14 protein-coding genes are annotated in these 16,721 nt (G+C 67.8%); 4 read left to right on the top strand and 10 right to left on the bottom strand.

Going from position 1 to position 16,721, the window contains the following annotated elements; all coding sequences use genetic code 11:
- Positions 1-21: 21 nt before the first annotated feature.
- Positions 22-1,491, bottom strand: coding sequence for a glycoside hydrolase family 43 protein (locus tag CP983_RS43255; protein WP_150506107.1), 1,470 nt, complete (start codon positions 1,489-1,491; stop codon positions 22-24).
- Between the two features lie 251 nt (positions 1,492-1,742).
- Here CP983_RS43255 and CP983_RS43250 point away from each other — a divergent pair, with 251 nt between their 5' ends.
- The gene (locus CP983_RS43250) at positions 1,743-2,561 is read left to right on the top strand and encodes an SAM-dependent methyltransferase (RefSeq protein ID WP_150506105.1); all 819 of its coding nucleotides are present in this window, start codon (positions 1,743-1,745) and stop codon (positions 2,559-2,561) included.
- 78 nt (positions 2,562-2,639) lie between these two features.
- On the opposite strand, the gene infA is transcribed toward CP983_RS43250, so the two are convergent.
- The 4 genes from infA to CP983_RS43230 form a co-directional block, all read right to left on the bottom strand.
- On the bottom strand, positions 2,640-2,864 hold the full coding sequence (gene infA / locus CP983_RS43245; protein WP_030967176.1) for a translation initiation factor IF-1: 225 nt from the start codon (positions 2,862-2,864) through the stop codon (positions 2,640-2,642).
- Positions 2,861-3,652 (bottom strand): GNAT family N-acetyltransferase, encoded by a 792-nt coding sequence (locus CP983_RS43240; RefSeq protein WP_150506103.1) that lies wholly within the window; start codon positions 3,650-3,652, stop codon positions 2,861-2,863. The genes infA and CP983_RS43240 overlap by 4 nt, the downstream gene beginning before the upstream one ends.
- Before the next feature lie 225 nt (positions 3,653-3,877).
- On the bottom strand, positions 3,878-5,743 hold the full coding sequence (locus CP983_RS43235) for an acetate and sugar kinases/Hsc70/actin family protein (RefSeq protein ID WP_150506101.1): 1,866 nt from the start codon (positions 5,741-5,743) through the stop codon (positions 3,878-3,880).
- Positions 5,740-7,035 carry a KAP family P-loop NTPase fold protein gene (locus CP983_RS43230; protein WP_167537850.1) on the bottom strand — a complete coding sequence of 432 codons (1,296 nt, stop codon included), beginning with the start codon at positions 7,033-7,035 and terminating at the stop codon, positions 5,740-5,742. Before CP983_RS43230 ends, CP983_RS43235 begins: the two co-directional genes overlap by 4 nt.
- 297 nt (positions 7,036-7,332) lie before the next feature.
- On the opposite strand from CP983_RS43230, the gene CP983_RS43225 reads away from it, so the two are divergent.
- Positions 7,333-7,947 (top strand): hypothetical protein, encoded by a 615-nt coding sequence (locus CP983_RS43225; RefSeq protein WP_150506097.1) that lies wholly within the window; start codon positions 7,333-7,335, stop codon positions 7,945-7,947.
- Positions 7,948-7,964: 17 nt separating this feature from the next.
- Here CP983_RS43225 and CP983_RS43220 read toward each other — a convergent pair whose 3' ends face one another.
- Positions 7,965-9,053, bottom strand: coding sequence for a serine hydrolase domain-containing protein (locus CP983_RS43220; RefSeq protein ID WP_189748930.1), 1,089 nt, complete (start codon positions 9,051-9,053; stop codon positions 7,965-7,967).
- A gap of 145 nt (positions 9,054-9,198) precedes the next feature.
- The gene (locus CP983_RS43215) at positions 9,199-9,750 is read right to left on the bottom strand and encodes a TetR/AcrR family transcriptional regulator (RefSeq protein WP_308403370.1); all 552 of its coding nucleotides are present in this window, start codon (positions 9,748-9,750) and stop codon (positions 9,199-9,201) included.
- Positions 9,751-9,911: 161 nt separating this feature from the next.
- Here CP983_RS43215 and CP983_RS43210 point away from each other — a divergent pair, with 161 nt between their 5' ends.
- Both CP983_RS43210 and CP983_RS43205 read left to right on the top strand, forming a co-directional pair.
- Positions 9,912-10,751 (top strand): oxidoreductase, encoded by an 840-nt coding sequence (locus CP983_RS43210; protein ID WP_150506095.1) that lies wholly within the window; start codon positions 9,912-9,914, stop codon positions 10,749-10,751.
- 71 nt (positions 10,752-10,822) lie between these two features.
- A complete protein-coding gene (locus CP983_RS43205; protein WP_150506093.1) occupies positions 10,823-12,274 on the top strand; it encodes an aldehyde dehydrogenase in 1,452 nt (483 codons plus the stop codon).
- A gap of 30 nt (positions 12,275-12,304) precedes the next feature.
- Here CP983_RS43205 and CP983_RS43200 read toward each other — a convergent pair whose 3' ends face one another.
- The 3 genes from CP983_RS43200 to CP983_RS43190 form a co-directional block, all read right to left on the bottom strand.
- Positions 12,305-13,276, bottom strand: a complete 972-nt coding sequence (locus CP983_RS43200) for an ABC transporter substrate-binding protein (protein ID WP_150506091.1) — start codon at positions 13,274-13,276, stop codon at positions 12,305-12,307.
- Positions 13,277-13,344: 68 nt separating this feature from the next.
- The gene (locus tag CP983_RS43195; RefSeq protein WP_373309848.1) at positions 13,345-14,235 is read right to left on the bottom strand and encodes a formylglycine-generating enzyme family protein; all 891 of its coding nucleotides are present in this window, start codon (positions 14,233-14,235) and stop codon (positions 13,345-13,347) included.
- Entirely contained in the window at positions 14,232-16,592 is a 2,361-nt protein-coding gene (locus CP983_RS43190) for an arylsulfatase (RefSeq protein ID WP_150506088.1), read from the bottom strand. Before CP983_RS43190 ends, CP983_RS43195 begins: the two co-directional genes overlap by 4 nt.
- Positions 16,593-16,721: the final 129 nt, after the last annotated feature.

The following is a 16,721-nucleotide window of genomic DNA, read 5'->3' as shown; positions in this document are numbered from 1 at the left end:
GTCGCCCCGGTGCGGGGACTGTCAGTCGGTGTAGACCTCGGCGCGGTCCACGCTCACGAACGCTGCCCCGGCGGAGGAGTTGCGTTCCCCGGTGACGCGGACTTGTAGCGTGTGCGTGCCGTACGGCAGGCGTGGGCTGAGGTACTGGAGTGTCTCACCGGTGCGGATCGCTCCGTAGAAGTCGACGCGTTGTTCGGCGCCGCCGTCGATGCGGATGCCCGCGATGCCGTTGCCCGTGTCGTTCACGGACAGCAGCGCGATCCTGGTGCCGGTGAAGCTGAAGGTCGCGGTGTTGCCGGCCCGGTCGCTCCAGTGGTCGTCGCTCCAGAAGCACTGCGCCGCGCAGCCGGTGCCCGAATTCCAGGCACCCTGGTAAGTCACTGTGCCGCTGCCGCTGGAACGGCCGTCGTCGTTGATCCAGTAGTTGCCCGACCTGGGGTCGCCGGAGGGCAGGTCCTGTGTCGCGCCCAGTGCGAGCGGGGTACCGAGGTCGGGGCTGCCGTCGGCACGCCAGCCGATCTTCTGGGCACGGGTCGTGCGGTTGCTGTAGGTGAAGACCGACGTGGTCTTGGCGTGGTAGATGATCCAGTCCTCGGTTCCGTCGGGGGAACGGAAGAAGGCGTGGTGGCCGGGACCGAACACGCCTCTGGCGTCGTTGCGCGAGAAGACGGGCCCGCTGTGCTGGGTCCAGTTGCCGGGCACCAGGGGGTCGGCGCCATTGGGCAGGGACATCATCCAGACCTGGTAGTCGGGCTTGCCGGTGTCGCACGCCGAGTACGTCATCCAGGTGCGGCCGTTGCGGTACAGGAACTCGGGGCCTTCACGGACCTCGGGGCAACCTCCGGCGCCGTCCAGGGCGATGGCGTTGCCGGAGACGGTGTAGGGGTTCGACATGGGCGCGATGTTGAGGCCGTTGTGCTGATAGGCGTTGATGCCGCTGTAGGCGAGGTACAGCTTGCCGTTGTGCTGGAGGATTCCGGGGTCGATGGCGAAGTCGTTGGTGTGGTTGGGCGGGGTGAGCTTCGCCTTGAAGTGGTACGGCCCGGCCGGATCGTCGCCCTGCGATTCGAGGACGTACAGCCGGTGGTGGTCGTCCACTCCGTCGTCGGCCGTGTAGTACATGTACCAGCGGTTGTTGAAGCGGTAGAACTCGGCTGCCCAGATGTGCTGGTTGCGTGAGGCGTCGGTGTCTCTCCACACCGTGATCGGGTCGGCCTTGAGCAGAGTGCTCAGTGAGGAGGAGCGCCACATCTTGATGCTGTCGCCCTGCGTGGTGGTGAGGTGGTACGCCCCGTTCGCGTACGTCATGAACGGGTCGGGTCCGGTGTTGAGCGGATTGCGGAAGGTACCTGCCGCCGCGGCTGCCACCGGTGCGGCGTCGGCCACCCGCTGAGTGGCGGTGGCGGCGCTGGTGGCCTGCGGCACCCAGACCAGGCTGACGAGCAGGGCGAACAGGGCGGTCACCAAGGTGGTGACGGAACGAGCGCGCATCGGCGACTCCCCACATCTCTCGAAGTGCCTTGGACTGCGGGCGGCTTGAACGGCTTGAACGGCTTGGACCGCTTGGTTCGCTTGGTTCGCGAACAGCGCTGCATGAGCTGACGGCTGTCTATGGCACCACGGTCATTACATCGATGTAAAGAGCGGTGCAGCGAGAGGTATTCGCTGGAAGTCGCACACCCTCAACTACTGGCGCTAAGTTGCTCCTTGACCCCAAATCGGGCTGATCCGGAGGACATCGCGTGACCGAGATTCCCGCCGCCTCGACCGAGGCGCGCAAGCGAATCAAGACCGACCAGCCGCACACGGCCCGAATCTGGAACTACTGGCTGGGCGGCAAGGACAACTACGAGGTCGACCAGGCCGCCGGCGACCAGATCCGTACGTTGCACCCGGGCATCGGCGACTACGCCCTCGCCGACCGGCAGTTCCTCGGGCGTGCCGTGCAGTACCTCGCCGGCGAGCGCGGGATACGGCAGTTCCTCGACATCGGCACCGGCCTGCCGACGGCCGACAACACCCACGAGGTCGCCCAGCGCATCGCGCCGGAGTCCCGCATCGTCTACGTCGACAACGACCCGATCGTGCTGGCCCACGCGGAAGCCCTGCTGACCAGCACGCCCGAGGGCCGCACCGACTATCTCGACGAGGACCTGCGCAACGTCGACACCATCCTGGAGCAGGCCGCAAAGACCCTGGACTTCAGCCGGCCCGTGGCACTCATGCTGCTCGGCGTCGTCATCTTCATCGAGGACGACGACGAGGCGTCCGGCATCGTGCGCCGTCTGATGGACCGCCTGCCCGCGGGCAGCCACCTCGCCCTCTCGCACACCATCACGCGCCCGGACATGCCGGACGTCGACGCGGCGGTGGCGTTCTGGAACGAACACGGCACACCCAAGCTGACCCAGCGCACACCGGAACACATCGCCGGGTTTTTCGACGGCCTCGAACTCCTCGAGCCGGGCGTCGTGTCCTGCAACCGCTGGCGCTCGGACGACAGCGAGACGGATCTGCCGGCCGAGGTGGCCATGTTCGGCGGTGTGGGGCTCAAGGCCTGATCGTCGTCAGGGCCTCGGTCACGGAAATGCCATGACCGAGGCCCGAGGCTCAGACACCGCGGCAGCTACCGGCCGGCGCTAGTTCCGGTACCGGAACACGATCCGGCCGCGCGTCAGGTCGTACGGCGGGAGTTCCACCAGTACGCGGTCCTCCAGCACGATCTTGATGTAGTTCTTGCGGATCTTGCCGCTGATGTGCGCGAGCACCTGGTGGCCATTGTCGAGCTCCACGGTGAACATGGCGCTGCGCAGGCACTCGACGACCTTGCCCTCGACCTCGATGACGTTCTTGTGCTTCGTCATCGCACCAGCTCCAGGTTGCTGCTCATCGGTCGGGCGCCGATGCCCTCGAACAGTGCCGTGGCTGGTCGGTTGGACTCGTGGACCTCCGTCCAGGCCTCGGTGAAGCCGGAGTTGTGGAGCGTCCCCAGTGCGTGGGCCAGCAGTGAACGGGCGATGCCGCGGCGCTGCTCCCCGGCCCGGACCGCGACGATCCCGATGCGCGGCCGGTTCACCGTCACCACCCGGATCAGGCCCAGGTAGCGGTCCGGCGTCGCGGCCACCGCGTATTTCGACGGGTCGACGATGGTGTCGCCTTCGGGGCGGGGAATCACCTCCGCGGGCATCGACTGCCAGCCGGCGGTCGCTTCGACTTCGTCACGGATCGCGCGGTCCACCGCCCGCAGGAGACCCGAGTCCGCCTGGCCGGCGGGCAGGATCGTGACGCCCGAGGGCGGCAGGACTTCGTCGAGCCCGGTGACCCGTGGGTCGGTCGGCACGGCGTACTCCCACTCGCGGCGCCGGGTCGTGAACCCGGCCCGCCGCCAGCCGGCCGTCAGCTCGACGTCGGCTTCGTCGACCACCGTGTACAGCGGCGCCGGCAGTGCCGCCAGCATCGCCTCGGCGAGCCGGTCGAAGGCGGCGTCGTGCCAGGCGTCGATGCTGACGAACAAGCGTCCGTCGGGCCGGTGCTTCGCATACCCGCGGCCGACCACCAGGTCGTCTTCCAGGGCATGCCATTGCCTGTCCGCGACGCGCGTGATCATCACCGCGTTCTCGCTCAGGCCAGATGTGCAGGGCTTCGTGTCCATCGGAATCTCCTCCAGGAGTGCCTCTGTCTCAGGCGCTCCTGGCGACACCGAACGTCAGCCGCCGGACCGTGACGGGATGAGGGAGCACCCACGGGTAGCTGTGTTCACGGGGCTCACCTCCATACGACGACTTCACGGTCCACCGCGAAAGTAACAACGGGGCGCGGCCCCGCTCAAATCCTTTTCCGTGAGTTCGTAAGGCGAGCACGGCCCGGACTTCAGCGCTCACCCGGCTGACAGAACGAAGCGCTCGACCTCCCTCGCCCGGTCGTCCATCTGCTCCGCGATCGACTCGGCGACCTCTTCCACGAGGCGAGTGATCTCGGTCGGCTCCAGGCTGGCCGTCTCCAGCGCCCTCTGCAGTCGCCACCGTGCCGCGTATTCGATTCCCGCGGCGCTGCCGACGACCACTGCACCGGCGGCGGCCACCGCTCCGGCCGCGAAGAGGAGCGGGCCGGCGCCCCCCTTCCGGAACGCCTGCACCGCGCCGTTCATGAGAACGCGCCCGGCCACGGTCGCGCCTCCGGCGGTCGTCAGGATCCCCTGTGCTGCCCCCGCCGTCCGCAGGACACCACGGATACGTGCCGTCATCTTCACGCTGACGATGTTCGGCACCGTCAGGTCGAGTCGAAACCGGTCGTCCCGGATTCCGTAGGCACGGCAGATGTCCAGGACGAGCGGCGTCAACGAGGCCTCCAGTCTCGCTTGCAGGCGCCGGAACACCGCGTCGAGGTCGGCCACTTCACGGATCTGCTCGTCCAGCGGTGTGGACGACTGGGCGCCGCCGTTCCCCGCTTCCAGCTCGACGCGCTGCCGCAGCAGGCTGATCATTTCGTCGAACGATTCGAGGAGCGCGGCGCGGATTTCGTTGTTGAAGTCGGTCTGGTCCTTCAGGGCTCGGATGTCGCGCCGAAAGCGGTCCACGCCGACCCGGTGCCGGCCGGCGCTCGCCAGACCTCGGGCCACGGTGAACGAGGGGGTCGGGTCGTTCCGTACCTCCGCGTCCGGGAAGGCCTCGGCGCAGGCTTCCCGGACGACCGGCATACGTGAGCCGCCGCCGGTCACGATGATCAACTGAGGTCGGGACGAGCCGAGTTCTCGCTTCGCTTGGGCCAATACGGCGCGGAAGTCGTCCGCCCAGCCTCCGGGGGCGGCAACCAGCCGGGGAATCTCCACTCCGCGCAGTCGGCCGCCGCCCTTGTGGACGATCGGCGCGAAACGGGTGGCACACCCTTGCGGCATGCTGCGGAAGTTGTCCCGGCCCCCGTTGCCGGACGAGAACTGTGCCTCCTTGGCGCGGCGGCACACGAGCCGGAGCATCTGTGCTCCGCCGGGCATCGCCAGGGCGTCGGTGAATTCCTTGTCCTCGGCGAGTTCCGCACGCAGGAGGGCAGCCAGTGCGTCATCGATCCGTCGGCAGCCGAGTGAGGCTCCCACCGGCAGATTGCGCGGTTCGAGATCGTCGACGAAGGTGAAGTCGGTCGTCGAGGATCCGACGTCGACGATGAGCACTTCCCGCAGCGCGTCGCGATCGACTGTGTTGCCGCGGTCCTCCGTGTGACGGTCCCGGACGTGGACGAGCGCGGACTGCGACTCCGGCATGAGTCGCACGGGTACGTCGAGAGGTCCGAACTGCTTCGCATACGCCTCGACGGCATCCATTGGCCATCCGGCGGGATGCCCCACGTACACGGCGCAGTGCTCCCGGACCTCGGGATGGCGGTGGAAGAACTCGCGGAGCAGCGCCTGGGAGAACGGCACCTGGCGTGGCATGACTTGGTGTTCGGAGTCGAAGGCGGTTTTGAAGTTCACGCTGAACTGGAGGCAGTCCTCGGACAACACGGCCTCTTCGCCGATCAGAAACCGGGTGGCGTCGCCCTCGTCGTCATTCTTCCCGTACTCCCAGGCGATCGCCGTGATGATGCTCTTCTCGTTCGTGTCCCGTTCGAAGACCTTCGGCTCGTCCCGCATGGTGGCCGGGTCCGTCGACACCCAGCACAGGGCGCTCTCGCCATCCCCGATGTCGAGTCCGATGACGTGGCGGGGGCCGGTGGCCTGGAAGAGGTCCCGCTCCGAAGCGGCGTTGCTCATGACTGCTCCTCAGGAGCCGAGGGCAGACCGCCCGTCACCGTGAGGATCTCGGTGAGCAGCCTGATCTCCTGCTCGTTGGGCGGTGGCGGGAAGTCGAACCCTGCGCGATGCGCGGAGACGTCCGCGAGGAGCCGTCGTACGCCTGGATTCTCCTGGGCCACCGTTTCGTCCCGGCCGCCGAGTTGTGTCTTGCGGGCCTCGGCCTCGTCGAAGCGGAACCAGATGGCCGGATCTTCCTGGAGGACGAGGAAGAAGGACGGGTACAGCATCCGTAATGCCAGCAGCACACCGGCGTGCAGCAATCGCCGTACGGACGGCGGCTGTTGCAGCTCCAGGGTCGCGGCGGTGAGATTGAGTCCATTGATGAATCTGCGTACCCGGCGGGGATTGGCGCCGAATGCGGACTGGATCAGTTCCCAGAGTTCCCCCGAGCCGGCCAGTTCCGGTGGCCGGAGCTTCGTCTGCAATTGCCGGTAGAGCGCTTCGAACGGCACTCCGGGCAGGTGGTAGGGGAAGTGGATCAGCTTTTCCAGGTACTGCTGGCCGCGGACGAGGTCCGGTTCGTCGCCGCCCGCCTTCCGTCCGGCCGCCTCGGTGATCACCTGTTGGTCCATCGCCAGCACGAAGACGCAGGACGCCTCGCCGAGAAACAGTTTCAGGGAGTCCAGTACGGTGATTGCCGCGTCCTGGGTACAGCGGTCGAGGTCGTCGACGAAGAGGACGAGTCGACCGCCGTCGGTGTACCGGTGGACGACCTCCCTGAAGTCCTCCTCGAAGTGATTGACATGGCGGTATGCCGCGGCATCCGAGGCGGTGATCGCGTCTTGGAAACGATCGACGTCATCGGCCGCGAGCAAGCCGCCGGTCAGCGGACCGGCGGCCCGCCGGGCGAGGAGCCAGGCAGCCGCCTGACTCAACTGCCGTACGGTGGCCAGCGTCTGGGTCAACCGCTCACGCTTCGATTCGCCGGCCTCGCTCCGACGCCTCTCCAGATCGATGGCCATTTCGGTGAGTACGGTCTGAATGAGCGCGTGCCAGATCTCGTCCTTCTGGTCGTACTTCCAAGGGTTGAACCAGATGGCAGGAATCTCGCGCTGCCGCAGCAGGTCGCGGCAGATATTCATGAAACTCGACTTGCCCATGCCCCATGGGCCGAAAATGCCCACGGCGAGCGGAAGGTCATCCGTCCCTTCCAGCGCGTCACACAGAACACGGGCATGTGCCAGAAACCCGAACGCATCACCGGATGCACCGGAGATCGCATTGTCCGAGAGCAGCCCAATCTTCCCCATCGCCCCATCCCCCTCATCGCACCAACTGAGGCGCCGCTCCATCATGCGCAAACGGGGACGACGAGGGAGAGTTCCGACGAAAACAGGCTCCGCGCGCCGTCGTACGTGGTAGGGCGGCAGCCTCGTCGTGGTCCGCGCCGCGGCTGCCGTGCCCTGCCACTGATCGACTCGCACAGCCGCAGTGCCCGAGAAACACTTATCAGTGCGGCTACGCACCGCGGACACAATCGTCTACCTGCGGAGGTGGCGATGGTCAACACTGTGGTTCAGGGTTCAGACACCGCGAGGCTTCCCAGAGTGGCCGAGCTGGGTGAACACCTCTTCATCCGGCACGTGAACCCCAATCCACTTACGGCCTGGGAACCCTTCGTGACGATTTGGGTGTGCACTGGCCACGGCGGTCTCGTGGGCAACATTGCCGAATGGCAGCAATTCCAGCTCGGGGAAACACAGCCAGGCGAGACGGGGGACGACGCCACCTTCCCGATGGTCCAGCACTCCCCCACCGCAAAACTCCCGAAGACGGCCGCGTTCGGCACCTCAGGCTTGGTTGAGCACGTGAACCACAACCCCATTACGGCTTGGGAGCGATTCGTCACGGCCTGGGTGTGCACTGGGACGTTCTCCCTCTCCCCCACCGCTCAGTGGCAGCAAGTCATGATGGGGGAAGCGCAGGCCGGTGAGCTTGACGAGGGGCCGACAGCCGTTCCCTGGATACAGCATGCGCGCACCGCGAAGCTGCCCAAAGAGGGCACACTCGGCGAGACACTCGGGATCAAGCACGTAAGCGCTGAACCGCTGGACGAGTGGGAGCCGTTCGTCACCGCCTGGGCATGTACCGGATTCTTCCCGCTCTCGCCCTACGCCCAATGGCAGCAGGTCTTGCTGGGCGATGTGCAATTGGGTGAGTAGGGACTGCTCGGCGGTGCTCAAGCATGTGGGTTGGTCTCAGCCGCGATCAGATCTGCGAGTCGTTGTGCGGTGTTGAAGTGCGGGGTGAGACGGGTCTTGGTCATGGCGAAGGAGGTGCCGGTGGCGGTGTCGGCATACACGTAGCTGCCGCCACCGCCGATCCAGCCGAACGTCGTGGGCGTCTCGTCGGGCCGCGTTCCGATACGGCCGAGTGGATAACCCAGGGCCAGCCGCACCTGGTTGCCGAAGACCTGGTCGATGCCCTGGAAGGCCACCGCCGTCAACTCGTCGAGCTGGCGTGGATCAATGAGGCGGCCGTCGAGGATCGCAGCATTCATGGCGGCGATTCCTCGCGCGGTGAAAGTGCCGACCGATGGGATGTCCGCCAGCTGGATCTCCTCGCTATTGCCCATGGCCGCGGTCGGCTGCATTTCCCAGGGCGCGAGAATGACGTCGCCGGCCGGTGGGGCGACCGGGGGTGGTACGGCGTCTTCGAGTCGCGCCAGGCCGGCCAGGTCGGCTCGGGGCACACCGAAGTACAGGTCACCTTCCAGGCCCAAGGGCACGGCGATCCATTCGTGCAGGAGCTGCCGCATCGGTTTGCCGGTGGCCCGGCGTGCGACCTCGCCGACCAGGAAGCCGTAGGTGAATGCGTGGTACCCCGTCTCGGTCCCAGGGCGCCACCGCGGTTCCGCGTCGGCGATCGCGCCGCAGACCCGTGACCAGTCCGTCAGGTCGGCAGGGCCGATGTCACCAGGCATCGCCGGCACGCCGACCGAGTGGGTCAGCACGTGCCGAAGGGTCGCCGTCTCCTTGCCGTGGGCACCGAACTCCGGCCACACGTCGGCCACTGGCGTGTCGTATCCGACGGCACCGTCCCTGACCAGCAGGTGAGCGATCAGCGACGTCATGACCTTGCCGGCAGAGAAACTGAAGAAGGGGGTCCGGGGCGTCGCCATGCGCCCGGTCCGGCTGTCGGCGAAGCCGGCCACGGCGTCGACAACACGAGCACCCTCGTGGAACACGGCAATCTGCAGACCCGTCTCGGCCCCGCTCTCAACGAGTTCGTCGAGGACGCCTTGGACCTTCTGCTGCAGTGAGGACATCATCGTCACCTGCCCGGCCACGTGAAGCATGCGACGGCCGGCGCGACTCGATACAGCCTCAAGCGCATGCCACCCAGACTCCAGGCCGCCGGCAACGGCGTCACGTGCGGTCGTCCGCCGGGCCGCACCCTGGCGACAGCCGTCATCAGGACTCCGCCCCGAGCCCGCCCAACAGCGTCCCCACCACGAGGTCGGCAGCCTGCGGGGGCTTCATGTCGTGGAACTTGTGGGCGACAGTGTCGACGAGCTGGTCCAGGACCGCGCGCGCCCAGGTCGGGTCGGCTTCCCCCCGTATGCAGCCCTCGTCGATCGCCCTGCGGATGAACGCATCCAGCCGAGCGCTCTGCTCCTCACGGCGGACCCGCGCCTCCGGGTCCTGCTGCATCATGCGGCGCGTGTCCACCGGCCACTCGCGGCTGACGGGGACGATCGCCTCCACGTAGCGGTGCAGGGCCACTGGGACCGGCGCCTCCGTGAGGCGCGCCTCGTCGAGTACGCGTTCCGCGGAGTCGAGCTTGGCCTGGAAGACCGCGCTGAGCAGTGCTTCACGGCTCGCGAACCGGCGGTGGACCGTAGTGCGGTCCACGCCCGCGGCGGAGGCGATCGCCGCCATGGATGTGCTCGGGTCCTCCGCCAGAAGGCGGGCTCCGGCCCGGAGCACGGCGTTCAGATTGCGCGCGGCGTCAGCTCTCATCATCGACTGATTCTACGGGATCGTGGACGTTCGGCCACCTAACGTCCTGTGTCGAGATGCATCACATACAGTTACTGCAACATTGATGTTGCAGTTATGGAAAAAACGTCTACAGTGGAGTCGCTGCCCAGTGGGCGGCAAGTCCACGAGATGAGGTATCCCCAATGTCACGAACTTGGCTGATCACCGGCGGATCGCAGGGCCTCGGCAAGGCCCTCGCCCTCGCGGCGCTGGAGGCCGGCGACCGGGTCGTGGTGACCTCCCGCAAGCCGGACGCGCTGGCGTCCGTGCGGTCCGCGTATCCGCAGCGGATCGAGACAGTCGCGCTGGATGTCACGTCCCCGTCGCAGGTCCGGGACGTGGTGGCCGCGGCGGTCGAGCGATTCGGTTCGATCGACGTCGTGGTCAACAACGCCGGCTACGCCACCAGCGGATCCATCGAGGACTTTCACGAGGACGAGTTCCGCGCACAGGTCGAGGTCAACCTCTACGGCGTCGTCAACGTGACGCGGGCGGTGCTCCCGGTCATGCGGCGCCAGCGGTCCGGGCACATCGTGCAGATCTCCTCGATCGGCGGACGAGTGGGTGGTACGCCCGGACTCGGCGCCTACCAGACGGCCAAGTTCGCGGTCGAGGGCTTCTCCGAGGTCCTGGCGAACGAGGCCGCCCCCTTCGGCGTGAAGGTGACCATCGTGGAGCCCGGCGGCATCCGTACCGGCTGGGCGGAGGGAGCGGCGGAGCCCTCAGGGCCCGTCACCGCCGACTACGAGTCGACGGTCGGCGCCTGGCAGCGCAGGTTCGCCGAGTACGCCGGAAACGAACCCGGCGACCCCGACCGTATGGCCGAAGCGATCATCCGCGCCGTCGAAGCGGACGAGCCGCCCCGCCGGCTCCTCCTCGGCAGCGACGCCCTCGGCATCGCCGTCGAGTCGGAGGAAGCGCGTCTGACCGAGGCCAGGAAGTGGGCCGACGTGAGCCGCTCCACGGACTACCCGGCCGCCTGACGGTCACTCCCCTCGCCCCGCCGCCTCACCCCTCTCGCCCAGCCAGTCCACACACTCAAGGAATCGAGATCATGACTGTTCACGACAAGCTCTACATCGGTGGCTCGTGGGTCGCTCCCAGCGACCCGGCGCTGCCGCTCGACATCCTCTCGCCCCACGACCAGTCCGTCCTCGGCCGCGTGGCGCAGGCCGCCCCCGCCGACGTGGACGCGGCCGTGACCGCGGCCCGCGAGGCCTTCGACCGGGGGCCCTGGCCGCACACCACGCCCGCTGAGCGGATGGATATCGTCCGCCGCTACGACGCCCTGCGGGCGGCACGCGCCGACGAGATCGCCGCGGTGATCTCCAAGGAGAACGGTTCCGCAGGCTGGTTCACCAGGGCCGGTCAGCCGTTCCTGACGCGGCAGGTGAACGGCTACCTCAAGGCGGCCGAGGAGTTCGGGTGGGAGGAGATCGTCGAGCCCGCCGATCCGTCGGTCGGCTTCGACACCATCGTGCGGCGCGAGGCGATAGGCGTGGTCGCCGCGGTCATCCCGTGGAACTCACCGTTCTCCGCCGCCATCGCCAAGCTCGTCCCGGCGCTGCTCGCGGGCAACACCGTCGTGCTCAAGGTGTCCCCGGAGAACTCCCTCAGCATGACGCTCATGGCCGAGCTGTGGCATGAGGCCGGCCTGCCGCAGGGCGTGCTGAGTATCCTTCCCGCGGACCGGGAGACCAGCGAGTACCTCGTCTCGCACCCCGGGGTCGACAAGATCTCCTTCACCGGGTCGACCCGGGCCGGCCGGCGCATCGCCTCCATCGCCGGTGAGCACCTCAAGAGGGTCGGCCTGGAGCTCGGCGGCAAGTCCGCCGCCCTCGTCCTGGAGGACGCCGACCTGGAAGCGGCCATGCAGGGCCTGCGTTTCGGAGCGCTCGGCAACAACGGCGAGGCGTGCATCCTTCAGACCCGCATCCTCGCCCCGCGCAGCCGCTACGAGGAGGTCGTCACGGCGGTGAAGGAGATGGTGGAGTCGCTGAAGGTCGGCGACCCGTCCGCGCCCGACACCTTCATCGGCCCGATGATCCGCCGCGACCAGCAGCAGCGCGTCATCGACTACATCAGCATCGGCATCAAGGAAGGCGCCCGCCTGGTGACCGGCGGTCCCGAGATCCCCGAGGGCCTGGAGCAGGGCAACTACGTCACCCCGACCGTGTTCGCCGACGTGGACAACTCCATGCGGATCGCGCAGGAGGAGATCTTCGGCCCCGTCCTGGCCGTCATCGCCTACGACGACGAGGACGACGCCGTCCGTATCGCCAACGACTCCGAGTACGGCCTGTCCGGCGGTATCTGGACCACGGACCCCGACTGGGCCCTCGCCGTCGCACGCCGGCTGCGCACCGGCACGGTCAGCCTCAACGGAGCCCCGATGAGCTTCGACGGTCCGTTCGGCGGCTTCAAGTCGAGCGGCATCGGCCGTGAGTACGGCAAGGTCGGCCTGACCGGTTATGTCGAGCACAAGACGATCACCCGCAACCGGTAGCCACAGGCCCTCATCGCACGGCAGCGGTAGTTATCCGAGCCAGGCCTTCACCTTGTCGGGGTGCGCCTCGACCCACTTCTTCGCCGCCGCTTCCGGTGTCATCTTGTCGAGCGCGATGTATTTGGCGACGGTGTTCTGGTCGTCGTTGGTCCAGGTGAAGTTCTTCACCAGGTCGTAGCCCGGGCTGCCGGACTTGGCGAAGCTGGTGCTGACGATCTTGTCGAGGTCGAACACGGGATAGTCGCAGGCCACCTTCGCGGGATCGGCGTCACAGCCCGCCGTGTGCTTGGGCAGGTCGATGTGGACGAGCGGCACCTCCGAGAAGAGCCACTGCGGCTCGTAGAAGTAGCCGATCACCCACTTCTTGTTCTTCTCGGCGTCCCGGAAGGCCTGGAGCAGGGCGGTCTCACTGCCCGCGTACACCACCTTGAAGTCCAGCTTCAGGTTCTTCACCAGGGCCTCGTCATTGGTCTGGTACGACGGGTCGCCGTCGAGGAGTTGGCCCTTGCTGCCCGACTCGGAGGTCTTGAACTTCGCGGCGTACTTGTCGAGGTTCCGCCAGTCGGTGATGTCCGGGTACTGCTTGGCGATCCACGGCGGGATATACCAGCCGATGATTCCCTTGTTGCCGGTCGGGCCGAGATTAACGGCGGTCTTCTGCTCGGTGATGTATTTCTTCTTCAGGTCGTCGTGGCCCCAGTTCTCCACGATGGCGTCGACCTCGCCCGACTCGAAGCCCTGCCAGCCGATCTCCGCCTTGAGGTCCTTCTGGACGACCTTGCAGCCGAGTTCCTTCTCCGCGACGTGGGCGATGACGGCCGCGTTCGCCTCGTAGCCGACCCACGGGCTGACAGCGAGGTTGAAGGTGCCGCACTCCCCCGGACCACCGCCCGCCCCGGCGTTGTCCTCGCCGACCTTCGCCCCGCTGCACGCGGTCAGGGCGAGGCCGAATGCGGCCGTCGCCGCGGCGCCTGAGCGCCACCTTCTTGCACGTTGTGCCATGGTCCTGCTCCTTGTGCGCCGGGCGTCTCGCGCCGTGCGGATGGTGGGGAGGGTGGGGTGAAGGGGGGTCAGGTCATGTCCAGGGCGCACCGGAATCCCACGTTTCCGGTCGCCGAGTCCGCGAAGAGGCCCTGTCGGGCGGCGACCCGGTAGCGGCGGCAGTAGGAGGCGTGGCAGAGGTAGGAGCCGCCCTTGGTGACGTACCGGCGTTCGCCGTGGGAGAGGGAGAACCGGTCCTCGCACCATTCCCAGACGTTGCCGGTGGTGTTGTACAGGCCGAAGCCGTTGGGTTCGAAGGCGTCGACGGGGCAGGTGCCGTACCAGCCGTCGACGGTGGGGTGCCGGTCGGGGAAGTCGCCCTGCCACACGTTCATGCGGGGGCGCCCGCCAGGCTCGAACTCGTCGCCCCAGGGGAACACCTTCGCGTGCAGTCCCCCTCGGGCAGCGCGTTCCCACTCCGCCTCGGTGGGCAGGCGTTTGCCGGCCCAGGCGCAGTAGGCGCGGGCGTCGTCCCGGACGACGTGGATGACGGGGTGGTCGGGCCGGGTCTCCCAGGTGGACTGCGGTCCGTCGGGACGCCGCCAGTCGGCGCCCTCGACCTGGCGCCACCAGGGGGCGGCCGCCACCGCCCGGGTGGGCGGGAAGTCGTCGGGGAGCAGCCCGGCGAAGACGAACGACCAGCCGATGCGCTCGGCGGAGGTGCGGTACCCGGTCGCGGCGGCGAACGCGTCGAATTGCGCGTTGGTAACCGTGCGGGCGTCGATCCAGAAGGCGTCGACGTGCACAGTGCGGACCGGGCCCTCGCCGTCGGCCGGATAGGCGAGCTCGTCCTGGCTGCCCATGAGGAACCTGCCGGCGGGGACGGCGACCATGCCCTCGGTCGTCGTCCGGGAGGCGGCCGCCGTAAGGAGGGCAGCCCGTTGCTCGTCCCGGCCGCCGGACGGCGTGCAGCAGCTCACTGCGCCCCCATCACACGCCGGTGCAGTCCTCCGTCGTACTCGGACGACGCGGCGCTGCGGTCGTCCAGGTCGATGCGGACCGTATGAATGGTGCCGGTGAACTCGTTGTCGAGGGCGGGGTAGTCGTCGGTCACCGGGGTGCTCAGGTCGACTCCGACGTCGAGGGTCTCGTCGAAGGAGAAGTAGTACGGGATGGTCCGCGCCACCCGTCCGCTCGCGTGCTTCTCGCCGTTGACGAGGAGCACGGCGGTGCCGCCCTTGCCGAGGCCTCCGCCGTCGTAGTCGAACTCGAGGCGGATCTCGTGCCGTCCGGGCGTCAGGGGTTCGTCGCCGCGCACGGTGTACAGGTTAATGCCGAAGTAGTTGTAGGCGTAGGCCGGCCTGCCGTCGGTGACGTACAGGCTCCAGCCGCCGAATCGGCCGCCCTGGGAGATGATCACGCCGTGGGTGTCCGTGTCGGGCAGGTCGACGTCCGCTGTGATGCTGTGCGAGCGGTTCTTGACGTTGAGGGTGGTCTCCTCGGTGAACCGTCGCATGCCCGCGCGGTAGGTGATGGAGGTCCGCTCGCCGAGCAGGTCGATACGGCCTGCCATCGCGGGATTCTCGCGTTCCGTGACCCGGTCGTCGAGGGGGAAGACCTGGTACTTGGCCGCCTCGATGAGGAACAGGTCCTGCAACCGGCGCAGTTTCTCGGGGTGTTCGGCGGCGAGGTCGCGCGCCTGGCTCCAGTCGTGGTCGATGTCGTAGAGCTCCCAGACGTCGTCGGTGAACCGCCGGTCCTTGTCCGGGACCATCTCCCAGGGGATGCCGTGCCGGGTGACCGCCATCCAGCCGTTGTGGTAGATGCCCCGGTTGCCGCACATCTCGAAGTACTGGGTCCGGCGGTGCTCGCTCGCCTGGGGGTCGGTGAGGGTGTGCTGCATGCTCGTGCCCTCGATGGGCTGCTGGGGCACGCCGTCCACGCTGAACGGCGCCGGGATGCCCGCACAGTCCAGGATGGTCGGGAGTACGTCGATGACGTGCGAGAACTGGTGGCGCAGTCCGCCGCGCTCGGGGACTCCGCGTGGCCAGTGCAGGATCATGCCGTCGCGGGTGCCGCCGAAGTGCGAGGCGACCTGCTTGGTCCACTGGTAGGGGGTGTTCAGGGCCAGCGCCCATCCGGCCGGGGCGATCGGGTAGCTGAGCGGGCCGCCGATCTCGTCCAGGTGGTCGATCATCTCGTCCGGGTCGTCCACCACGCCGTGTCCGAGCCGGTGCTCGACGATCGTCCCCTCGATGCCGCCCTCGCCCGAGGCTCCGTTGTCGCCGAGGATGTAGAGGAAGAGCGTGTTGTCGAGTTCGCCGAGTTCCTCCAGTGCGTCGACGAACCTGCCGACCTGGACGTCGGCGTGTTCGGTGAAGGCGGCGAACGTCTCCATGAACCTGGCCGACAGCCGGCGCTGGTTGTCGCTGAGGTCGTCCCAGTGGGGCACGCCCTCGGCCCAGGGCGCGAGTTCGGCCTCCGGGGGGACGACGCCGAGTTCCCGCTGGCGTTGCAGGGTGAGTTCGCGCTGCCGGTCCCAGCCGTGGTCGAACCGTCCGCGGTACTTCTCCTGCCATGCGCGGCCGACGTGCAGCGGGGCGTGCGCGGCGCCCAGCGCCAGGTAGGTGAAGAACGGTCGGTCGGGAGTCAGTGTGCGCTGGGTGCGCACCCAGTCGATGGCGTGGTCGACGAGGTCCTCGGAGAGGTGGTAGCCGTCCTCGGGCCGGCGCTCGGGCTCGACGGGGGTGGTGCCCTGGTAGAGCAGCGGGTACCAGTGGTTCATCTCGGCGCCCATGAAGCCGTAGAAGGTGTCGAACCCCTCGCCGGTCGGCCAGCGGTCGAACGGGCCGACCGGGCTGATCTCGCGCGGCGGGGTCTGGTGCCATTTGCCGAAGGCGGCCGTGCTGTAGCCGTTGCCCTGGAGGATCTGGGCCAGGGTCGCCGCGCTGCGCGGCCGGAAGCCGTTGTATCCGGGGGCCGCGGTGGTCATCTCGGTGGTGCCGCCCATGCCGACCGAGTGGTGGTTGCGTCCGGTCAGCAGGGCCTGGCGGGTGGGTGAGCACAGGGCCGTGACGTGGAAGCGGGTGTAGCGGAGCCCGTCGTCCGCGAGTCGTTCCGCGGCCGGCATCTCGCACGGACCGCCGAACGCGCTGGAGGTGCCGAACCCGAGGTCGTCGACGAGCACGATCACGACGTTCGGTGCTCCGTCGGGCGGCGGGACCGGGCCGATGGGAGTGAAGGCGGTCTCCTGGTCGTGCACGTCCATGGCGGCCGTCAGCGGGCTGCGGGCATCCGGCCGCGGAAGTATGTGCCGTCCCGCGTCGAACTCACTCATTCAATTCTCCGATTCGATGACCCGGCGGAAAATTCACACCTTCTTCGGGGAAATCGCAGACTCTTTTCGCAGCCTGAATAGCGGCTCCGTACGGCGTTGTTGGGGGCCTTTGAAGGCGTCCCGGCCTGC

The organism is Streptomyces chartreusis (assembly GCF_008704715.1).
Classification (GTDB): Bacteria; Actinomycetota; Actinomycetes; order Streptomycetales; family Streptomycetaceae; genus Streptomyces; species Streptomyces chartreusis.
The sequence above is the reverse complement of the archived record's forward strand: the minus strand, read 5'-3'. Positions and strand labels throughout refer to the sequence as shown.